Source organism: Aquibium microcysteis, from assembly GCF_014495845.1.
Lineage (GTDB): Bacteria > Pseudomonadota > Alphaproteobacteria > Rhizobiales > Rhizobiaceae > Aquibium > Aquibium microcysteis.
Window position 1 is genome coordinate 3,319,634 of the sequence record NZ_CP061080.1, and the last position, 19,917, is coordinate 3,339,550.

Sequence of the window (19,917 nt, forward strand, 5' to 3'; positions counted from 1 at the left end):
CAGCAGGCCCCCCGGCCGGTCGACGGCAGTGCGCCGGCCCGGTCGGGAGCAGGTTTATGCGTCGACATCCCTCCCCGCCCGTGCATCAATACGCCCGTCCGATCAGACCGCGAGGCCTCCCATGCTCACCCACCTCACCCCCGACGGCGTGCGCGCGCCCTTCGCCGCCTACAGCCATGCGGTGGAGGTGCAGGCCGGCGCGCGGATGGTCTTCTGCTCGGGCCAACTCGGCATCTCGCCCGACGACGTCGTTCCGGAAAGCGCCGAGGCGCAGGCCGATCTGTGCTTTTCCGCCATCGCCACCATCCTCGCCGCCGCCGGCATGACGCTGGCGAACGTCGTGCGCATCAACGCCTACGTCACCGCCCGCGAGCACATGAAGCCCTACATGGCCGTCCGCGACCGCCTCTTCCCCGCCCCCTCGCCGGCCTCGACCCTGATGATCGTCGGCGGTTTTACCCGCGAGGAATTCAAGGTGGAGATCGAGGTGGTTGCCGCCGGCTGAAGCCGGCGCCCGCGCTCTCGTCCCCGGGCCGTCATCCCACTGTCAGATGGATTGGCCATGGACCTCGGGCGGCGCATCCGTGCCGGACCGGCCGCCTGCACCCGAACCGGCGCGGCGCGCCCTTGAACGGCGTCTCGCCCTGTGAGACGGATGGAGCCGCGTGCCGACGACATCCCCGCCTGGAACCCGCAGATCACGACGCCAGATGACCAGAGCACCGACCTTCATCCACCTGACCGACCTCCACGCCCATTGCGACCGCGACGTGGACGGCATCGACACGATGGCCAATCTGGAAGCCGCGCTGGCGATGATCACCGCGATCGATCCGGCACCGGATTTCGTCATCGTCAGCGGCGACCTGACCGACAAGGGCGACGCGGCGAGCTACCGGGCCGTTCGCGATCGTTTTCACGGGCTGTCGATGCCGGTCCTCTGGGCCCTCGGCAATCACGACTCGCGTCCGGGGTTCCACGAAGGCATGCTCGACCGCACGAGCGGTCTCGACGCGCCCCATGTCTACGACCGGGTGTTCGACGACGTCCACGTGATCGTGCTCGACACCAGCGTGCCGGGAAAGGTGAGCGGCGCGCTCGGCGACGACCAGTTCGCCTTCCTCGATGCCGCGACGCTGCGCCATCCCGACCTGGCGAAGATCGTAGTGATGCACCACGGCCCACGCATCGTGACCGAGTCTCCCTTCGCCTGGGAGAGCCTGAACGAGGCGGACAGCGAAAGGCTGCGCCGCACGCTCGCCGGCCGGCCTGTTGCCGGCATCCTCACCGGCCACATCCACCATGACGGCGTCTCGCTCTGGCACGGCGTCCCCGTGGTGGTCGGCAACGGCCTGCACGACTTCATCGACCCCACCTATCGGGACGGACTCAAGATCCACACCGGCGCCTCTTTCGGCCACTGCACGCTGCGCGAGTCGGGGCTGTCGGTCGCCTTCGTCCCGCTGCCGTCCGACCGTCGCCATCTCGTGACGCTCGACGCCGCGACGGTGCGCGGGTTCGAATAATCCGCCCGAAGCGTCCTTCCCGCAACAAGATGTCACTGCCCGGCCTCCCGCCGGATCGCTTCTTGCTATCTTCGGTGCGGAACCGTTTGCCCCTTGTCCGCGCTCCCGTCCGGTGGAGAATGCTGCTCGCCTGCCGCAGCGGCATCGTGCGGAGGCGGCCCCAGGGAAGAGACACGCCATGGCAGACACGGTTCCGCTTCGCCTCAACGTCCCCGAGCCGGAGGTCAGGCCGGGCGGCAAGCCGGACTTCTCCAGGGTCAGCATTCCCAAGGCGGGCAGCGTCGACCGGCCACCCGTCGACGTGGCGCCCGAATCGATCCGCGACATGGCCTATTCGATCATCCGTGTCCTCAACCGAAAGGGCGAGGCGGTCGGTCCCTGGGCCGGAACATTGACGCCCGAGGAGGCGCTGTCGGGGCTGCGCGACATGATGCGGGTCCGGGCTTTCGACAAGCGCATGCTGATGGCCCAGCGCCAGGGCAAGACGTCGTTCTACATGCAGTGTCTCGGCGAGGAGGCGATCGCCTGCGCCTTCCGCAAGGCGATGGATGACGGGGACATGAACTTCCCGACCTACCGCCAGCAGGGTCTTCTGATCGCCGGCGGCTATCCGATGGTCGACATGATGAACCAGATCTTCTCCAACACGAAGGACCCGATCAAGGGCCGTCAGCTGCCGGTGATGTATTCGTCGAAGGCGCACGGCTTCTTCACCATCTCCGGAAACCTCGCGACCCAGTTCGTGCAGGCGGTGGGCTGGGCGATGGCGTCGGCGATCAGCCGCGACACGAAGATCGCCGCCGCCTGGATCGGCGACGGCTCGACGGCCGAAAGCGACTTCCACGCCGGGCTGGTCTTCGCCTCCACCTACAAGGCGCCGGTGGTCTTGAACATCGTCAACAACCAGTGGGCCATCTCGACCTTCCAGGGCATCGCCCGCGGCGGTTCCGGCACGTTTGCCGCGCGCGGCCACGGCTTCGGCATCCCCTCGCTGCGCGTCGACGGCAACGACTATCTGGCCGTCCACGCGGTCGCGAAATGGGCGATCGAGCGGGCGCGCAGCAATCTCGGCCCGGTGCTGGTGGAATACGTCACCTACCGCGCCGCCGCGCATTCCACCTCCGACGACCCTTCGGCCTACCGCCCGAAGGAGGAGAGCGACGCCTGGCCGCTGGGAGATCCCGTCGAGCGGCTGAAGAACCATCTGATCGCCGTGGGCGCCTGGTCGCCCGAGCGCCACGCGCAGGCCGAGGCCGAGATCGACGCCGAGGTGCTGGCGTCACAGAAGCAGGCAGAAGCAAATGGCACGCTGCATTCCGGCCCCAAGGCCTCGCCCCGCGACATCTTCGAGGACGTCTACGACGTGATGCCGCCGAACCTCAGGCGCCAGCGCCAGGAAGCGGGGTTCTGACATGCCGCGCATGACGATGATCGAGGCGATCCGCGACGCGCATGTCGTCGCGATGGAACGCGACGGCAAGGTGGTGATCTTCGGCGAGGACGTCGGCTATTTCGGCGGCGTCTTCCGCTGCACGCAGGGGCTTCAGGAGCGCTTCGGCAGGGATCGCTGCTTCGACAGCCCGATCAACGAGGCCGGCATCGTCGGCACGGCGATCGGCATGGCCACCTACGGCCTGCGGCCCTGCGTCGAGATCCAGTTCGCCGACTACGTCTACCCGGCCTACGACCAGATCGTCTCGGAGGCCGCGCGCATCCGCCACCGTTCGGCCGGCGACTTCACCTGCCCGATCACCATCCGCATGCCGACAGGCGGCGGCATCTTCGGCGGCCAGACGCACAGCCAGTCGCCCGAGGCACTGTTCACCCACGTCTCGGGTCTGAAGGTCGTCGTGCCGTCGAACCCCCACGATGCCAAGGGCCTGCTGATCGCCGCCATCGAGGACGACAACCCGGTGATCTTCCTGGAGCCGAAGCGCCTCTACAACGGCCCCTTCGACGGCCATCACGACCGTCCGGTCACGCCGTGGTCGAAGCACGCTCTTGGCGAGGTCCCGGCCGGGCACTACACCGTACCGCTCGGCAAGGCCGTGGTGCGGCGGGAAGGTGCGGCGGTGACCGTGCTCGCCTACGGCACCATGGTCTACGTCGCCGAAGCGGCCGCGCAGGAAAGCGGCATCGACGCCGAGATCATCGATCTGCGCACGCTCCACCCACTCGACCTCGACACGATCGTGGCCTCGGTGAAGAAGACCGGTCGCTGCGTGGTGGTGCACGAGGCGACGCTGACCTCGGGCTTCGGCGCGGAACTGACCGCGCTGGTGCAGGAGCACTGCTTCTACCATCTGGAGGCGCCGATCCGCCGCATCGCCGGCTGGGACACGCCCTATCCGCACGCCCAGGAATGGACCTACTTCCCGGGACCGGCGCGCGTGGCGGCGGCGCTCGTCGAGGTCATGGAGGGCTGACATGGGCGTGTTCGTGATCAAGATGCCGGACGTCGGCGAGGGCGTCGCCGAGGCCGAACTCGTGGAATGGCACGTCAAGGTCGGCGACCCGGTCAAGGAGGACATGGTTCTCGCCGCCGTGATGACCGACAAGGCGACGGTCGAGATCCCCTCGCCCACCGACGGCACGGTCGCCTGGCTCGGCGGCGAGATCGGTGAGCAGATCGCCGTCGGCGCGCCGCTGATCCGCCTCGACGTGGCGGGCGACGGCAATGTCAGGGACGGCGCGGACGCTCCGCCGCCGGCGAAGGAGCCAGGTACCGCGCAAGCGTCCAAGGCTCCCCCCGCGCCGAAACCCGCACCCGCGCCTCAGAAGCCGGCTCCCGCCCCGTCGGAGGATGACGATGAGGACGAGGGTCCGTCTCTTCTGCCAGCGAAGCCGGAGCCGCCGCGCCGCACGCTGTCGGCGCATGCCCGCAAGGACGGCGAGAAGCCGCTTGCGGCGCCCTCCGTGCGGCTGAAGGCGCGCGAGCGCGGCATCGACCTGCGCTTCGTGGCCGGCACCGGCCCGGCCGGGCGTATCACGCATGAGGATCTCGCCGCCTTCGCCGAGCAAGGCGCGCGCCCGATGGCCCCGGCGGGCCGGGCGTCCGACGACCGCGTCACCGAGTTCAAGGTGGTCGGCCTGCGCCGCCGGATCGCGCAGAAGATGGCGCTGTCGAAGTCGCGCATCGCCCACATCACCTATGTCGACGAGATCGAGATGGACGCGCTGGAGAAGCTGCGCGCCAGCTTGAATGCCAGCCGCCGCGACGACCGGCCGAAGCTGACGCTTCTCCCGTTCCTGATGCTGGCCATGGTGAAGGCGCTGAAGGAACAGCCCGACATCAACGCCCATTACGACGACGAAGCGGGCATCGTACGCCAGTTCGGCGGCGTGCATTGCGGCATCGCGGCCCAGACCAGGAACGGCCTCGTCGTGCCGGTGGTGCGCCACGCCGAGGCGCTCGACCTCTGGACGGCGGCAGCCGAGATCGCGCGGCTTGCGGAGGCGGCGAAGAACGGCACGGCGACGCGCGAGGAACTGACCGGTTCGACCATCACCATCACCTCGCTCGGCGCGCTGGGCGGCATCGCAACCACACCCGTCATCAACCATCCGGAAGTGGCGATCGTCGGGGTGAACAAGATGCAGGTCCGGCCGATGTGGGACGGCACCCAGTTCGTGCCGAAGAAGATGATGAACCTCTCGTCCAGCTTCGACCACCGCGTCATCGACGGCTGGGATGCGGCGGTGTTCGTGCAGCGGGTGAAGGCGCTGCTCGAGACGCCCGCGTCGATTTTCATAGAGGGATGAGGCGATTGGTCTTGGCCGCTAAACGTCGCGTTCTGTCGCGCCCCCGCAGGGCGCAGGTATCGCCACTCGGAGCCACCGCATGATCGACATCACCTGCCAGCTCCTCGTCGTCGGCGCGGGACCGGGCGGCTATGTCTGCGCCATCCGCGCGGGCCAGCTCGGGCTCGACACGGTGATCGTGGAGGCCGCGAGACCCGGCGGCACCTGCCTCAACGTCGGCTGCATCCCGTCCAAGGCGATGATCCACGCGGCCGACGAGTTCGCCAGGCTCGGCCATTTCGCAGCCGGCACCTCGGCGCTCGGCATCACGGCGGCCAGCCCGGCGATCGATCTGGCGAAGACGGTGGACTGGAAAGACGGCATCGTCCGCCGGCTGACCGGCGGCGTCTCCGGCCTGCTCAAGAAGGCCGGCGTCAAGCAGGTGGAAGGGTGGGCGCGGTTCCGCGACGGCAAATCGGTCGTCGTCGAGACCCCCACCGGGCCGCAGCGCATCCTGGCCGAAACGGTGGTGATCGCCACCGGCTCCGAAGCCGTGGCGCTGCCCGGCCTGCCCTTCGGCGGCAACGTCCTGTCGTCGACGGAGGCACTGTCGCTGACGGCGGTGCCGGAACGTCTGGCGGTCGTCGGCGCCGGCTACATCGGGCTGGAACTCGGAACCGCCTTCGCCAAGCTCGGCGCGAAAGTGACCATTTTCGAAGCCGCCGAACGCCTCCTGCCCCTCTGGGACGCGGAACTGACCCGTCCGGTCGCGAAGCGGCTGGAGAAGCTCGGGATCGACGTGATCACCGGCGCCAGGGCCGATCGCTACGCCGAAAACACCGCAGCCCTTGCTTTCGTCGGCGCCGAAGGTGCAGGCCGATCGGTGGCCGCCGACAAGGTGCTGGTGACCGTCGGTCGCAGGCCGGCGACGCGCGGCTGGGGCCTGGAGGAACTCGATCTGACGATGGACGGCCAAGCCATCGCGATCGACGAGCATTGCCGCACCTCGATGCGCGGTGTCTACGCCATCGGCGACGTGACCGGCGAACCGATGCTGGCGCACCGGGCGATGGCGCAGGGCGAGATGGTGGCCGAGATCGTCGCCGGTCGTCGCCGAGCCTGGGACAGGCGCGCCGTCCCCGCCATCTGCTTCACCGATCCGGAAATCGTCTCCGCCGGCCTGTCGCCGGCGGACGCGCAGAAGGCCGGCATCGACGTGCGGACGGGGCTCTTCCCGTTCCAGGCCAACGGCCGCGCCATGACGATCGAGCGCGACGACGGCTTCGTCCGCGTCGTGGCCCGGGCAGACGACAACGTCATCCTCGGCATTCAGGCGACCGGCGTGCAGGTGTCGGAGATGGCCTCCTACTTCACCCACGCCATCGAGATGGGCGCGCGGCTGGAGGACGTCGCCGCCACGATCCACGCGCACCCCACCATGGGCGAGGCCGTTCAGGAAGCGGCGATGCGCGCGCTCGGCCACGCGCTGCACCTGTGACGATCGCGTAACGTCGCCGACCCCCCCCGGCGGGAAACGCAACAGGCCCGTCGTCACGGGTTGCGTTGACCTCGCCTTTCCCGGATAGTGCCTGTCCGGGCACGACGGGCCGCGCGAAACGACGGCCGGTGCCACGAATGGGAGATTGTTGATGATCGCACGATTCCGTACGAACGGCCTTGCCATGTCGGGCCGCAAGGCCTTGCTCGCCGCGACCGCGAGCCTTCTGCTCGCCACGGCCGCGCAGGCCGAGACGCTGCGCTTCGCTTTCCAGGGCACGCTGAACGCGCTCGACCCCTACACGCTGAACGAGACCTTCTCGCTCGGCATGTTCGGCAACGTCTACGAAGGGCTCACCAAGCGCGACAAGGATCTGAAGATCATTCCGGGCCTCGCCGAGAGCTGGGAGATGGTCGATCCGCTGACCTGGCGCTTCAACCTGCGCAAGGGCGTCAAGTTCTCCAACGGCAACGACTTCACCGCGGCCGACGTGGTCTTCTCCGCCGAGCGCGTCCGCGACGCCTCCTCCGACCTGAAGACGCGCATCCCGGCCGATTCCGTCTGGACGGCCATCGACGACCACACGGTCGAGGTGAAGCTCACCTCGCCCAATCCCATTCTCCACTACGAGTGGGACACCTGGTACATGATGGACAAGGAATGGGCCGAGGCAGAAGGCGCAACCAAGCCGATCTCCGCCAAGGACACCAATCCCGGTCCTGCGGCCTTCAAGACCAACGGCACCGGGCCCTTCGTCATCGAAAGCCACGAGCCCGGCGTGAAGACCGTGTTCAAGCCGAACCCCGGCTGGTGGGGCACGCCCGAGCACAACCTGACCGAGGTGATCTTCACGCCCATCGCCGCCGACGGCACCCGCGTCGCTGCCCTGCTCGCCGGTGACGTCGACCTGATCGACCCGGTGCCGGTTCAGGACATCCCGCGCGTCAACGCCGACCCGAACACCGAGGCCATGACGGGGCCGGAACTGCGCGTCATCCATCTCGGCTTCAACCAGATGGACGACGAACTCGCCTCCTCCGACGTGAAGGGCAAGAACCCGTTCAAGGACCCGAACGTCCGCAAGGCGCTGTATCAGGCCATCGACATCGAGGCGATCAAGGAACGCGTCATGCGCGGCCTGTCGACGCCGGTGCCGCTGCTCATCGCCAACGAGCAGTTCTCGGGCTCCAAGGACTTCAAGCGCTGGCCCTACGATCCGGAAGCGGCCAAGAAACTGCTCGCCGACGCAGGCTATCCGGACGGCTTCACCGTCGGCATGGACTGCCCGAACGATCGCTACGTCAACGACGAGGCGATCTGCCAGGCGACGGTGTCGATGCTCGCCCGCATCGGGGTGAAGGTGAACCTCAACGCCCAACCCAAGGCGCAGTACTTCGCCAAGGTGCTGGCCCCCGGCGGCTACGACACCGACTTCTACCTGCTCGGCTGGACGCCCGGCTCGTTCGACTCCTGGAACGTCCTGGTCAACCTCGCCGGCTGCCGCGACGAGACCGGCAAGGGCGGTCCCTTCAATCTGGGCGGCTACTGCAACAAGGACATGGACGCGCTCGCGGCAAAGATCGTCGTGGAGACGGATGCCGCCAAGCGCGACGCCATGATCACGGAAGCCTACACGATCATGACGCAGGAAACCTCGCACATCCCGCTGCACCAGCAGTCGCTCGCCTGGGGCAAGCGCAAGAACGTCGAGATCGTCCAGCGTCCCGACAACCAGGTCCTGTTCTACTGGGCCAAGGTGAACTGACGGCCTCCGCCGCGACGACGGCCCGCGCTCCGGCGCGGGCCGCAACGCTCAGAGAGGCTTCACCGCATGCTTGCTTTCGCCATCCGGCGGCTCGTCCAGGCCATTGGCGTCATGCTCGTCGTGGCGCTCATCTCGTTCATCATGTTCCGCTTCGTCGGCGACCCGGTGAACCAGCTCGTCGGCGTCGACACATCGCCGGAGGATCGCGCCGCGCTGCGCGAGGCGCTGGGTCTCAACGATCCCGTGCTGCTGCAGTTCGGCCGCTTCATCCTGCGGGCCGCCCAGCTGGATTTCGGCATCTCCTACCAGTTCAAGCAGCCCGTGGCGGCGCTGATCGCCTCGCGCCTGCCGGCGACGCTGGAGCTGTCACTGGTCTCGGCCTTCTTTGCCCTTGCCGTCGGCGTGCCCATGGGCGTCTTCACCGGTCTTTATCCGCGCTCCTGGGTGTCGCGGGCCTTCCTGGCCATTTCGCTGGTCGGCGTCTCCCTGCCGACCTTCCTGATCGGCATCCTGCTCATCTTCCTCGTCTCGGTGAATCTCGGCTGGCTGCCATCCTTCGGGCGCGGCGCGGTGGTCGAAATCGGCTTCGGCTGGACGACAGGACTGCTGACTGCGTCCGGTCTGCAGTCGCTGATCCTGCCGTCGATCACGCTCGGCCTGTTCCAGATGACGCTGATCATGCGGCTCGTGCGCGGCGAGATGCTGGAGGTGCTGCGCACCGACTACATCAAGTTCGCCCGCGCCCGCGGTCTCTCGCGCAAGGCGATCAATTTCGGCCATGCCCTGAAGAACACGCTCGTGCCGGTGATCACCATCACCGGCCTGCAGGTCGGGTCCATCATCGCCTTCGCCATCATCACCGAAACGGTGTTCCAGTGGCCCGGCATGGGGCTGTTGTTCCTGCAGGCCGTGCAGAGCGTCGACATCCCGATCATGGCCGCCTACCTGCTGCTGATCGCCTTCCTGTTCGTCACGATCAACTTCATCGTCGACCTGCTCTACGTCGCGGTCGATCCCCGCATCAGGCTCGGAGGCGCGCGCGGATGATCCGGTCATGCTGATCGACCCGAAGCGGGCAACGTCCTGCCCACCCCCCGGACGGCTCGATCGACGAGGTGCGCGATGCCCTACGTGACCGGCGAGGAAGCGAGAGCCGGCAGTACCCCGACCGTCGCGCCCGAACGGGGCGCCGCGCAGGCCCCTGGCCGGCTCGCACGTCTGCGAGACAACGACATCTGGTACTCCTTCATCCGCTCGCCGGTGACCGTCGTCTCGGCGATGGTGACGTTGCTGCTGGTGCTGTCTGCGCTGTTTGCGCCGCTGATCGCGCCGCACGACCCGTTCGACCCGGCGACGCTGTCGATCATGGATTCCTTCTATCCGCCGGCATGGACAGGCGAAGGCGATCCGCGCTTCCTGCTCGGCACCGACGACCAGGGCCGCGACATCCTGTCGACCATTCTCTACGGCATGCGCATCTCGCTGGCCGTCGGTTTCGCCAGCGTGCTCTTCGCGCTTGTGCTGGGCGTGACGCTCGGCCTTCTCGCCGGCTATCTCGGCGGCGTCGTCGATTCGGTCATCATGCGTGTCGCCGACGTCCAGCTCACCTTTCCGGCGATCCTGATCGCACTCCTCATCGACGGTGTCGCGCGCGGCGTCGCCGGACCCAATTCCTACCAGGACATCGTCTTCGGGGTGCTGGTGCTGTCGATCGGCCTGTCCTTCTGGGTGCAGTACGCCCGCACCGTGCGCGGCTCGGTGCTGGTGGAGAAGAACAAGGAATACGTGCTGGCCGCGCGCCTGATCGGGCTGCGCCCCTGGACCATCATGGTCAAGCACGTGCTGCCAAACGTGCTCGGCCCGGTGCTGGTGATCGCCACCATCAACCTGGCGCTCGCCATCATCACCGAGGCCACCCTCTCCTTCCTCGGCGTCGGCGTGCCGCCCACGCAGCCCTCGCTCGGCACGCTGATCCGCATCGGCAACGACTTCCTGTTCTCCGGCGAATGGTGGATCACGATCTTCCCCGGCATCACGCTGGCCGTGCTCGCGCTCGCGGTCAACCTGCTCGGCGACTGGCTGCGCGACGCCTTGAATCCGAAGCTCAGATGACCCCTACCCTCTCCGTCAGAAACCTGAGGGTCGAGATCCCGACGCGCCGCGGCGTGCTGAGGGCGATCGACGACCTGTCCTTCGACATCGCGCCCGGCGAGGTGCTGGGTATGGTGGGCGAATCCGGCGCCGGCAAGTCGATCACCGGCTCGGCCATCATCGGCCTGCTGGAACCGCCGGGCCGGGTGGCGGGCGGCGAGATCCGGCTGGCGGGCGAACGGATCGACCACCTGCCGCCCGAGCGCATGCGCCACGTGCGCGGCAGGCGCATCGGCATGATCTTCCAGGATCCGCTGACCAGCCTCAACCCGCTCTACCGGATCGGCGAGCAGCTGACCGAGACGATCCTGACGCATGAGCGGCTGTCGGGCCGCGCCGCGCGCGACAAGGCGCAGCGCCTGCTGGAGGAGGTGGGCATCCCGGCCGCGGCCGAACGGCTGTCGGCCTATCCGCACCAGTTCTCCGGCGGCATGCGACAGCGGGTGGTGATCGCGCTGGCGCTCGCCGCCGATCCGCAGCTCGTCATCGCCGACGAGCCGACGACGGCGCTCGACGTCTCGGTGCAGGCGCAGATCATCGCCCTGCTGAAGCGCCTCTGTGCCGACCGCGGCGCTTCGGTCATGCTGATCACCCACGACATGGGGGTGATCGCGGAGACGGCCGACCGGGTCTGCGTGCTCTATGCCGGCCGCCTGGCCGAGATCGGGCCGGTGCGCGACGTGGTCAAACATCCCCAGCACCCCTACACGAAGGGCCTGATGGCCGCGATCCCGTCGCTTGCCGGCGATCCCGACGAGAAGCTGGCGCAGATTCCGGGGTCCATGCCGCGGCTGGGCGCCATTCCGCCCGGATGCGCCTTCAACCCGCGCTGCGACTTCGCCTTCGACCGCTGCCGCGCCGAACGGCCCGACGCCTATCCGGCGGGAGCAACCGACGCCGCCTGCTTCCTGCACGACGCGAAGACCGCACCGCCGCCGGAGATCGCCGGCCGCGCGTCGGAGGCCGGCATCCGCCTCGCCCGGACACCGGCGGAGACGGGTCGATGAGCACCACCGAAGCCCCCTCCGGCCTCGCCGCCGCATCGACTGCCGCCCCGCTGGTCGAGGTCAGGGGCCTGCGCCGGGTGTTCGACCTGTCGAAGCCGCTGCTCAACCGCCTGATCGAGGGCGGCGGCCGCGTGACGCTGACGGCGGTCGACGGCGTCGATTTCTCCATCCGGCGCGGCGAGACCTATGCGCTGGTCGGCGAATCCGGCTCGGGCAAGTCGACCATCGCCAAGATGGCGGTGGGGCTCCTGCCGCCTTCGGCAGGCTCCATCACCATCGAGGGCATCGACGTGTGGGGCGAGAAGTCGGCCGAATTGCAGCGCCGCATGCGCCGCCGCATCCAGATGATCTTCCAGGACCCCTTCGCCAGCCTCAACCCGCGCTGGCGCGTCGGTGCCATCGTCGAGGAACCGATCAAGGCCTTCGGCATGATTCCCGACCCGAAGGATCGCGCCGCACGCGTCGGCGAACTCCTGTCGCTCGTCGGGCTCGACCCGCGCGACGGCAGCAAGTTTCCGCACGAGTTTTCCGGCGGCCAGCGCCAGCGCATCGCCATTGCCCGCGCGCTGGCCTCCGAGCCGCATTTCATCGTCTGCGACGAACCCACGTCGGCGCTCGACGTGTCGGTGCAGGCGCAGGTGCTGAACCTGTTGCGCGAGCTGCAGGAGCGGCTCGGCCTGACCTACCTCTTCATCAGCCACAACCTCGCCGTGGTGCGCCACGTGGCCACCCGCGTCGGCGTGCTCTATCTCGGGCGGCTGGTCGAGGAAGCGCCCGCCCGCGAGCTTTTCTCGGACCCGAAGCACCCCTACACCCGCATGCTGCTCGACGCGGTCCCCGACATCGAGATGGCGGGCAAGGAACGGCTGGCGATCGCCGGCGAGATCCCCAACCCCGTCAACCCACCTTCCGGCTGCCACTTCCACCCCCGCTGCCCCTTCGTGATGCCGCACTGCAGGACCGTCGTCCCGCCGGTGCTGGCGAGAGGCGACGCGGGGGTGCGGTGCCATCTGTTCGCGGAGGCCTGATCCCGACGAGTCTCAGCCGCCGCGGATCGTGTCGGAGCTGCGTGTTCCACCGAAGAAGCGCGCCCCGACGTCTCCGGGCACCGGAGGCTGCTTCAGGACCGGGATCAGGGAGATCTCCGACACCATGCGCGCCGTCATGTAGGCTTCTTCGAGCCCGATCATCGCCAGGTCGCGGGCCGAGTAGCAGGCGAAGCCGTGCGGCGCCATCACCAGGTAGCCGGCGATGAGACGGGGATCTCCCGCGATGATCACGCCCTCGGTCTGGCAGCGCTCGATCTCCTCGATCAGGGTGTGCAACGCCTTCTCGTTGATGCGCTCCCGCGCCTTCGCAGCCGATACGCTTTCTTCCCGCGAACCGAACATCAGCCAGAAGGCGCCGGGCTTTTCGCGGGCGAAGCGAATGTAGGCATCGCTCAGAGCGTGCAGACGTTCCGTCGCATCGTCGCCGGCCCTGGCGAGTTCTTCCTGCTGATAGGCATGCAGCAGGTCGAAGCCGCGCGCCGTGAGCGCCTCGAGCAGTTCCGCCTTGTCTGCGAAATGCCGGTAGACGGACGCATGCGACACGCCGACCGCAGCTCCCAGCTCTCGCAGGGTGAAGCCGATGCCGTTGCGCTCGGCCACCAGCGCCAGCGCGGCCTCCTGGAGGGCATTGCGCAGATCCCCGTGGTGATAGCTCATCTTCGGCATCCCTTTGCCCATCGTCGACGCCCGCCGCGCGCGTTGCCACAGGCGGAGCGCCCAGCCCGCGACTGTCCATCCGCTCCCCGCGCCCGTCAACCGAGCCGCCGGTGATACCCTTGACCTCGGGCGACGGATCAGCAATGTTACCATTGGTTACATCGCATGATCCACCCGGCCGGAGGCGCCGGGAAGAGGCGGCGCCGGGTGCGCGACCGGATTCCGCGGTGACCGCAACAGGGAGGACTTCAGCATGTCGAAACGAATTCTCACCACCGCAGGCGGGCTCCTGACCGCCGCCATGGCTCTGGCATCTGCTCCGGCAGGGGCCGGCGAGGCGGACGCGCGCTGGCTGACGCCGACGATGATCACTGCCCGCGCCCATATGTTCGACGCGAACCTGAACTACCTGACGTTCCAGCACATGGATCAGCTCTTCGCCAGCCGCACGGTCGCAGCCGGCGACGAGGTCTGGGACCTTCCGGTCGAACCCGTCGCGTTCGACGGCGAGTTCACGGTCGCAGGCAAGGCCCTCTCCTTCGAGGAAGCCCTCGAAGCCACGTCCACGAACGCTCTCGTCGTGGTGAAGGGCGGCAAGATCGTCCACGAGAGCTATCGCAACGGAAGCGACGCCGATACGCGCTTCCTCACCTTCTCCGTGGCCAAGTCCTACGTCTCCACGCTCATCGGCCTCGCTCTGGCGGACGGCGCGATCAAATCGCTCGACGACAAGGTGACCGACTACCTGCCGCAGATGAAAGGGACGGGCTATGACGGGCCGACCATCCGCGACCTGCTGCGGATGCGCTCGGGCGTCGACTGGCTGGAAGTCTACCAGTTCGGCAGCGAGACGCAGCTGACGAAGGTGCACGACAACTCGCTCGTCGCCTATCGCTACCGCTGGTGCGACTATGCCGCCAACGAATCCAAGCCCGGCCCCAACGCTCCGGGCGCGGTCTTCAACTATGCCACCCTGGACACCAGCGTTCTCGGCTGCATCCTCGAAGCGGCCGTCGGCAAGACCGGATCCGAATACATGTCGGAGAAGCTGTGGAAGCCCGCCGGTATGGAGAACGACGCCTACTGGATCATGGACGGACCCGACTCCGTCGGGCGCGAGTTCTTCGGCGCCGGTCTCAATGCCACCGCGCGCGACCACGCGCGCTTCGGCCTGATGTTCCTCAATGGCGGCAAGGCGAACGGCAGGCAGGTTCTGCCGGCCGAATGGGTGGAGGAAGCGACCGTCCCGGACGAAGGCTACGAGCCGACGGCGGCCGGCGAGCCGCTCGGCTACCAGTATCAGTGGTGGACCGTCGCCGGATCCGATGCCTACTCCGCCATCGGGCTGCATCACCAGTTCATCTATGTGGATCCGGCCAACGACCTCGTGATCGTCAAGGCGAGCCACACCGCCGAACCGGTCGGCCGCGACGAGGAGAACTTCGAACTCTTCCGCCAGATCACCGGGCGGCTTGGCGGCTGATCATCCGTCGGAGTGAACCGGGATCGCGACCGCAGGCGTCGCGATCCCCGCGTGTCCCGCCAGGAGACTGTACGGGAAATCGGCGGCGCAGGGCCTGTGACGACAGGACGACGGAAAGGCCCCGCCGGACCGAACCGCCCGCGTTTCCAGACAGTCCTAGGCGAGCACCGCCCGCAGCATCGGCGCCTTCTTGTCTTCCCACCTCAGCTGTCCGCGCCGGAGCATGAAGTTCACGTGGGCGTGGACTTCGGAGAAGGCGAAGGAAAGCTGGTGCGGGTCGAGCGGGCGCGAGAAGATGGTCGGAACCAGCTCGGCCACGGAACGCGGCCCGGCCCGGCAGGCCTGCCAGATGCGTTCGCAACGCTCCTCGTGATGGTCGATCAGTTCGCCGCACCGCGTGTGCAGGCCGCGGAAGGGCAGCTGGTGGCCCGGCAAGACCAGCGCGTCGGCGGGAATCCGGTCGCGGATCGCGTTGAGCGACCGGATGTAGAGCCCGAGCGGATCGCCCTCGGGATCCACCGCCCAGACGCTGATGTTGGGCGTGATCTTCGCCAGCACCTGGTCGGCGGCGAGGAAGAGGTTGTCGTCGGGCGCGTAGAGCATGATCTGCTCGGGTGCATGTCCGTCGCCCGAGAGCACGTCGAAGCGGCGCCCGCCGATGTCGAGCGTATCGCCCGCCACCAGGCGCCCGAAACTCAGCGGCAGCGGCGTCACCATGCGCAGGTAGCCATGTCCCTGGGTGGACACGATCGTGGCCGTCTCCTCGCTCATGCCGTGGCGCAGATAGAAGTCGCGATAGGGCTTGGCCTCCAGTGCACCGGGGCTGAGCGAGATGTTGATGCAGCCGAGATAGGCCGTCTGGCTGGTGAGAAGCGGAATGTCGAACCGGTCGCAGATCCAGCCTGCCAGGCCGATGTGGTCGGGGTGAAAGTGGGTGACGATCAGCCGGGTGAGCCGCCGGCCGGCAAGCGGCCCGGAAACCAGGGACTCCCAGACGTCGCGGGTGGGCTGGTTGGAGATGCCCGTGTCGACCACTGCCCAGCCGTCGCCGTCCTCGATCAGGAAGATGTTGACGTGGTCGAGCCGGAACGGCAGCGGAATCCGGGTCCACAGGATACCGGGCGCGATCTCGACGAGTTCGCCCGTGGGGGGCGGTGCGGCGTGGGGAAAGGAGAGCCCGGCCTGCGGCAGGGCGGCGCTGCGCCCGGTCTTGATATCGTTCGGCAATGACCTGTCTCTCGTTTTCGGGGGGCTTCGTCTCCGGAAGGAGGCAGCGCGACGCCGGCTGTCGCGACGGCATCCCGCAGCAGGCGCGGCCCGGATGATCGCGCCGGATTAGACCCTGCCTTCCTGCTTGGCAAGGACATCGGGATCGTTCCCGTCTTCGCGACCCGCGGCGGACCTTTCTTTCCCGATGCGCACTGTTCCTGCCGGACGACAATACGGGTAAGGTCGCACCGGTGTCGGCGAACGGGCGCGGGGGCGCATGGTCAGGACAATCAGGATCGTCTCGGGGCTGGTGCTGTTCGCCTTCGTGACGATGCATCTCGTCAACGTTGCTTTCGGGCTGCGTTCCATCGAGGCCATGGACGAGGCGCGGCCCTGGCTGATGGCCTTGTGGTCCAGCCCGCCCGGCAGCCTGGTCCTGACGGCGGCTTTCCTGGCGCATTTTTCGCTGGGGCTTCTCGCGATCTACCGGCGCAACACGCTGCGCATGTCGACCACCGACGGCGTCCAGCTCGCTGCAAGCCTTCTGGTGATTCCGCTCCTGACGCCGCACGTCGTCGGTACCGCCCTCGCGGCCCGGTTCGGAATCGAGCCGAGTTTCGCATCACTCATCCCGTACTTCTGGATCTGGGCGCCCGGGGAGGGCCTTCGCCAGGTCCTGCTCCTGGCCTTTCTCTGGATCCATGGCTGCGTCGGGGTCGTCACCTGGGCCCGGGTCCAGCCATGGTGGCGACGGACCGGCGCCTTCCTGCATCCGCTCGCGGTCGCCATTCCGGTGCTCGCGCTGCTCGGCTTCGTCGGCGCCGGCAACCAGGCGATCGAGGCGCTCGACGCCGCGCCCGCCGTCGCGGCCGGGTCCGCGACGGCGGGCGCGGCGGAGACCGGCTCTGCGGAGGACACCACTCCCGTCGAACCGGCAGACGAGACACCGGCTCAGCCGAACCTTTCCCGCGCCGAGATCCTGGCTTTCTTCAGCCGCGTCAACTGGACGGTCTTCTATCTGTATCTCGGCGTGATCGCCGCAGTTCTGGTCGCTCGCCAGTTTCGCCTGGCAGGCGACCGAAACACCGTCCGCATCGCCTTCGCCGAAGGCCCGTCGGTATCGGCACCGGCCGGCCTGAGCGTGCTCGAGATCGCCGAGCAACGGAATGTGGCGATCGCCCATCTGTGCCGGGGACGCGCCCGCTGCGGAACATGCCGCATCCGGATGCACGGCGGAGACGCGGCGCTGCCCGAGCCCGACACCGAGGAGGCACAGACGCTCGCCCGCGTCGGCGCCGCAGCGGGAGAGCGGCTCGCGTGTCAGTTGCGGCCGGGACCGGGCGACCTTGCCGTCGAGCGGGTCCTGGCACCTTTCGTCCGTCCGGGCGACCTGCACCACGCGCCGAGCGTCGTCCTGCCGCAGGAAGGAACCGCCGCATGAACCGCATGCGTGTCGTCGTCCTGTTCGTGGCCTCGCTCCTGATCCCGGCCGCGGCCGCCGCGCAGACCGGCCTTCCGATGGCCCAGCGTGCACCGGCAGCAGCCGAGACGACCGCTCAACCGCCCGCGGCGGCCGACGTGCAGGAGCTGCTGCGCCTGCTCGGAGATCCGAGCGTCGTCGAATGGCTCAAGCAGGCGGCAGCCGAACGGCCGCAAGCCGAAGACGACGAGCGGGCCTCGCTGCGCGCTGCGGTGGAGCGCCGTCTGGCGGCCGCCCGTCAGCGCATGGCCGAGCTCGCCAGCGCCTGGTCGAACTTCCCGCTGGTGCCGGAAGTGCTCGCCGACGCTTGGCGCTCGCAGCTGTCGCGCGGCGATGCCCTGCGCAGCCTGACCTACGTCGTCATCTTCGTCTTCGTCGGCGGCGGTCTGGAATGGCTGTTCTGGCAGTACCTGCATCCGACGCTGGTGCGGATCGAGCACGCCATCCCGCGCACTCTGATGCGGCGGCTGTCGGCGGCGACATCGCGCCTGTTCCTGCAGGCTCTGGCCATCGCCGTCTTCTCGATCGGCAGCGTCGGCGCCTTCCTCTCCTTCACGTGGCCGGGTTTCCTGGAAAGGGTGGTCGTCAATCTGCTCATCGGCGTCATCGCCGTGCGCTCGCTGGCGACGCTCTCGCGCTTCCTGCTGGCGCCGCGCTCGCCCTCGCTACGGCTGGTGCCGCTCGACGATCGGCTGGCGTCGAAGGTGCACGGCTGGAACGTCTTCGTCGCCGTCGTCTTCGTGACGTCCCTTCTCGTGTCGGACACGCTGGCCGCGCTGGCCCGCACGGCATCCGGCTCCCTGCAGGCGCAGGGTGCGGCGCTGGCGGTGTCGGTCGGCCTCGGTGCGCTCACGACGCTTGCGGTGCTGGCGATGATCTGGTCGATGACGCCGCGCATCATCCGCGAGGTTGCGATGCCGAGCTTCGCGCTGGGCAGGCTGGAGCCGGTCGCCGTGCGGCTGCTTCCGATCGCGCAGTCGCTCGTTCTGATTGCCGCGCTGCTGCTCTGGATCGCGGGCGCCCGCGAGCTGATGTGGACGGTCCTGATCATCGGTCTCTTCGCCCCCGCAATGACGCTGGCGCGAGCGATGATCGACCATTTCTTCGACCGGGCCGAGGAAGCCGCCGAACGGGAGGATGCGGCTGCGGCCGCCGACGAAGCGAAGCTGCATCCCGACGGGGCTTCGGCTGCCTCCTCCCCTGCTGCCGACCTGGAGGGCTTGCCGAGGGCCGCACCGCCCGCGTCCGCCGCCGAGGCTGCCGCAGGCCGATACGCCATCTACCGGCCGATCGTGCGGCGGCTCGTGCGCTTCCTGCTCGCGGTCGCCACGCTGTTCGCACTGGCGGCGGCCTGGGGCACCGACATCTTCGCGCTGGCCGAGACGCCGACGATCGCCGGTCGCATCGCCAAGGTGGCGATCAACGTCGTGGCCGTGCTGCTGCTCGCCGACCTCATCTGGGTCTGGGCGCGGACGGCGATCGACCGGCGGCTGGCCGGCTACGTCGCGCCGCCGCCCGGCGAGGCGCCGGGTCCCGAGGCGCGCATGGCGACGCTCCTGCCGCTGATGCGCAACATTCTGCTGGTGACCATCCTCGTGATCGGCGGCCTCACCATGCTGTCCTCGGTCGGCGTCAACATCGCGCCCCTGCTCGCCGGTGCGGGCATCGTCGGCGTGGCCGTCGGCTTCGGCACGCAGTCCCTGGTCCGCGACATCGTCTCCGGCATCTTCTTCCTCGTCGACGATGCCTTCCGCGTCGGCGAGTATGTCGAGATCGGCGACCTGCGCGGCACCGTGGAATCCATGTCTCTCCGCTCCATGCGGGTGCGCCACCACCGCGGCGCCGTCCACACGATTCCCTTCGGCGAGCTGAAATCGCTCACCAACTACAGCCGTGACTGGGTGATCATGAAGCTGGAGTTCCGCGTGCCCTTCGAGACCGACCTGAGGCTGGTCAAGAAGCTGGTCAAGCAGGTCGGCGCCGAGCTGCAGGCCGATCCGGCCTACGGGCACTATATCATCGAGACGCTGAAGTCGCAGGGCGTGCGGCGGATGGAGGAGTTCAACATGGTGGTCGGCGTCAAGTTCATGGCCCGGCCCGGCGCGCAATGGGTCATCCGGCGCGACGCCTATCACAAGCTGCGGGACGCCTTCGAGAAGAACGGCATCCACTTCGCGCAGCGCAACGTAAAGGTCGAGGTCCTGTCGGAGATACCCCTCCCCGACCAGGTGCGGGAGGCCGTTGCCGGGGCGGCACAGACGGTGATCGAAGCCCAGCGCCCGGCCGCGCCGGCGCGCGACGAACCGTGAAATGTGAAGCTTCCGCGACTTTGCGCAGGGGGGCTTGATTTC

16 protein-coding genes are annotated in these 19,917 nt (G+C 68.3%); 14 read left to right on the top strand and 2 right to left on the bottom strand.

Annotated elements, in window-relative coordinates:
• Nucleotides 1–121 precede the first annotated feature (121 nt).
• From IAI54_RS15465 to IAI54_RS15515, 11 genes are all read left to right on the top strand, one after another.
• Complete coding sequence (locus tag IAI54_RS15465; protein WP_187968053.1) at nucleotides 122–505, top strand: RidA family protein; 384 nt, start codon at nucleotides 122–124, stop codon at nucleotides 503–505.
• A gap of 205 nt (nucleotides 506–710) precedes the next feature.
• Complete coding sequence (locus IAI54_RS15470) at nucleotides 711–1,526, top strand: metallophosphoesterase (protein WP_187968054.1); 816 nt, start codon at nucleotides 711–713, stop codon at nucleotides 1,524–1,526.
• A 178-nt stretch (nucleotides 1,527–1,704) separates the two neighbouring features.
• Nucleotides 1,705–2,937, top strand: coding sequence for a 3-methyl-2-oxobutanoate dehydrogenase (2-methylpropanoyl-transferring) subunit alpha (locus IAI54_RS15475; RefSeq protein WP_187968055.1), 1,233 nt, complete (start codon nucleotides 1,705–1,707; stop codon nucleotides 2,935–2,937).
• Nucleotide 2,938: 1 nt separating this feature from the next.
• Nucleotides 2,939–3,952: an alpha-ketoacid dehydrogenase subunit beta gene (locus tag IAI54_RS15480; RefSeq protein ID WP_187968056.1), complete on the top strand. Its 1,014-nt coding sequence runs from the start codon at nucleotides 2,939–2,941 to the stop codon at nucleotides 3,950–3,952.
• Between the two features lies 1 nt (nucleotide 3,953).
• Complete coding sequence (locus IAI54_RS15485) at nucleotides 3,954–5,288, top strand: dihydrolipoamide acetyltransferase family protein (RefSeq protein ID WP_187968057.1); 1,335 nt, start codon at nucleotides 3,954–3,956, stop codon at nucleotides 5,286–5,288.
• Nucleotides 5,289–5,367: 79 nt separating this feature from the next.
• Nucleotides 5,368–6,765 carry a dihydrolipoyl dehydrogenase gene (gene lpdA / locus IAI54_RS15490; RefSeq protein WP_187968058.1) on the top strand — a complete coding sequence of 466 codons (1,398 nt, stop codon included), beginning with the start codon at nucleotides 5,368–5,370 and terminating at the stop codon, nucleotides 6,763–6,765.
• Nucleotides 6,766–6,949: 184 nt separating this feature from the next.
• Nucleotides 6,950–8,530 carry an ABC transporter substrate-binding protein gene (locus IAI54_RS15495; RefSeq protein ID WP_187973175.1) on the top strand — a complete coding sequence of 527 codons (1,581 nt, stop codon included), beginning with the start codon at nucleotides 6,950–6,952 and terminating at the stop codon, nucleotides 8,528–8,530.
• 66 nt (nucleotides 8,531–8,596) lie between these two features.
• Nucleotides 8,597–9,577 carry an ABC transporter permease gene (locus IAI54_RS15500; RefSeq protein WP_187968059.1) on the top strand — a complete coding sequence of 327 codons (981 nt, stop codon included), beginning with the start codon at nucleotides 8,597–8,599 and terminating at the stop codon, nucleotides 9,575–9,577.
• Nucleotides 9,578–9,652: 75 nt separating this feature from the next.
• The gene (locus IAI54_RS15505) at nucleotides 9,653–10,642 is read left to right on the top strand and encodes an ABC transporter permease (RefSeq protein ID WP_187968060.1); all 990 of its coding nucleotides are present in this window, start codon (nucleotides 9,653–9,655) and stop codon (nucleotides 10,640–10,642) included.
• The gene (locus tag IAI54_RS15510; RefSeq protein WP_187968061.1) at nucleotides 10,639–11,688 is read left to right on the top strand and encodes an ABC transporter ATP-binding protein; all 1,050 of its coding nucleotides are present in this window, start codon (nucleotides 10,639–10,641) and stop codon (nucleotides 11,686–11,688) included. The genes IAI54_RS15505 and IAI54_RS15510 overlap by 4 nt, the downstream gene beginning before the upstream one ends.
• The gene (locus IAI54_RS15515; RefSeq protein ID WP_187968062.1) at nucleotides 11,685–12,716 is read left to right on the top strand and encodes an ABC transporter ATP-binding protein; all 1,032 of its coding nucleotides are present in this window, start codon (nucleotides 11,685–11,687) and stop codon (nucleotides 12,714–12,716) included. The genes IAI54_RS15510 and IAI54_RS15515 overlap by 4 nt, the downstream gene beginning before the upstream one ends.
• Before the next feature lie 12 nt (nucleotides 12,717–12,728).
• Here IAI54_RS15515 and IAI54_RS15520 read toward each other — a convergent pair whose 3' ends face one another.
• Nucleotides 12,729–13,394 (bottom strand): TetR/AcrR family transcriptional regulator, encoded by a 666-nt coding sequence (locus IAI54_RS15520; protein WP_187968063.1) that lies wholly within the window; start codon nucleotides 13,392–13,394, stop codon nucleotides 12,729–12,731.
• 253 nt (nucleotides 13,395–13,647) lie between these two features.
• Here IAI54_RS15520 and IAI54_RS15525 point away from each other — a divergent pair, with 253 nt between their 5' ends.
• Entirely contained in the window at nucleotides 13,648–14,877 is a 1,230-nt protein-coding gene (locus IAI54_RS15525) for a serine hydrolase domain-containing protein (protein WP_235679062.1), read from the top strand.
• Between the two features lie 156 nt (nucleotides 14,878–15,033).
• Here IAI54_RS15525 and IAI54_RS15530 read toward each other — a convergent pair whose 3' ends face one another.
• Entirely contained in the window at nucleotides 15,034–16,104 is a 1,071-nt protein-coding gene (locus IAI54_RS15530; RefSeq protein ID WP_235679063.1) for an MBL fold metallo-hydrolase, read from the bottom strand.
• A 259-nt stretch (nucleotides 16,105–16,363) separates the two neighbouring features.
• Here IAI54_RS15530 and IAI54_RS15535 point away from each other — a divergent pair, with 259 nt between their 5' ends.
• On the top strand, nucleotides 16,364–17,527 hold the full coding sequence (locus IAI54_RS15535; protein WP_187968064.1) for a 2Fe-2S iron-sulfur cluster-binding protein: 1,164 nt from the start codon (nucleotides 16,364–16,366) through the stop codon (nucleotides 17,525–17,527).
• The gene (locus tag IAI54_RS15540) at nucleotides 17,524–19,875 is read left to right on the top strand and encodes a mechanosensitive ion channel family protein (protein WP_187968065.1); all 2,352 of its coding nucleotides are present in this window, start codon (nucleotides 17,524–17,526) and stop codon (nucleotides 19,873–19,875) included. The genes IAI54_RS15535 and IAI54_RS15540 overlap by 4 nt, the downstream gene beginning before the upstream one ends.
• Nucleotides 19,876–19,917: the final 42 nt, after the last annotated feature.

Excerpts from the sequence above, each read along its gene's own strand:
- IAI54_RS15540 (WP_187968065.1), top strand. The coding sequence starts at position 17,524 with ATGAACCGCATGCGTGTCGTCGTCCTGTTCGTGGCCTCGCTCCTGATC.
- IAI54_RS15510 (WP_187968061.1), top strand. The coding sequence starts at position 10,639 with ATGACCCCTACCCTCTCCGTCAGAAACCTGAGGGTCGAGATCCCGACG.
- IAI54_RS15500 (WP_187968059.1), top strand. The coding sequence starts at position 8,597 with ATGCTTGCTTTCGCCATCCGGCGGCTCGTCCAGGCCATTGGCGTCATG.
- IAI54_RS15470 (WP_187968054.1), top strand. The coding sequence starts at position 711 with ATGACCAGAGCACCGACCTTCATCCACCTGACCGACCTCCACGCCCAT.
- IAI54_RS15480 (WP_187968056.1), top strand. The coding sequence starts at position 2,939 with ATGCCGCGCATGACGATGATCGAGGCGATCCGCGACGCGCATGTCGTC.
- IAI54_RS15475 (WP_187968055.1), top strand. The coding sequence starts at position 1,705 with ATGGCAGACACGGTTCCGCTTCGCCTCAACGTCCCCGAGCCGGAGGTC.
- lpdA (WP_187968058.1), top strand. The coding sequence starts at position 5,368 with ATGATCGACATCACCTGCCAGCTCCTCGTCGTCGGCGCGGGACCGGGC.
- IAI54_RS15515 (WP_187968062.1), top strand. The coding sequence starts at position 11,685 with ATGAGCACCACCGAAGCCCCCTCCGGCCTCGCCGCCGCATCGACTGCC.
- IAI54_RS15495 (WP_187973175.1), top strand. The coding sequence starts at position 6,950 with ATGTCGGGCCGCAAGGCCTTGCTCGCCGCGACCGCGAGCCTTCTGCTC.
- IAI54_RS15525 (WP_235679062.1), top strand. The coding sequence starts at position 13,648 with ATGTCGAAACGAATTCTCACCACCGCAGGCGGGCTCCTGACCGCCGCC.
- IAI54_RS15465 (WP_187968053.1), top strand. The coding sequence starts at position 122 with ATGCTCACCCACCTCACCCCCGACGGCGTGCGCGCGCCCTTCGCCGCC.
- IAI54_RS15505 (WP_187968060.1), top strand. The coding sequence starts at position 9,653 with ATGCCCTACGTGACCGGCGAGGAAGCGAGAGCCGGCAGTACCCCGACC.
- IAI54_RS15535 (WP_187968064.1), top strand. The coding sequence starts at position 16,364 with ATGGTCAGGACAATCAGGATCGTCTCGGGGCTGGTGCTGTTCGCCTTC.
- IAI54_RS15520 (WP_187968063.1), bottom strand. The coding sequence starts at position 13,394 with ATGAGCTATCACCACGGGGATCTGCGCAATGCCCTCCAGGAGGCCGCG.
- IAI54_RS15485 (WP_187968057.1), top strand. The coding sequence starts at position 3,954 with ATGGGCGTGTTCGTGATCAAGATGCCGGACGTCGGCGAGGGCGTCGCC.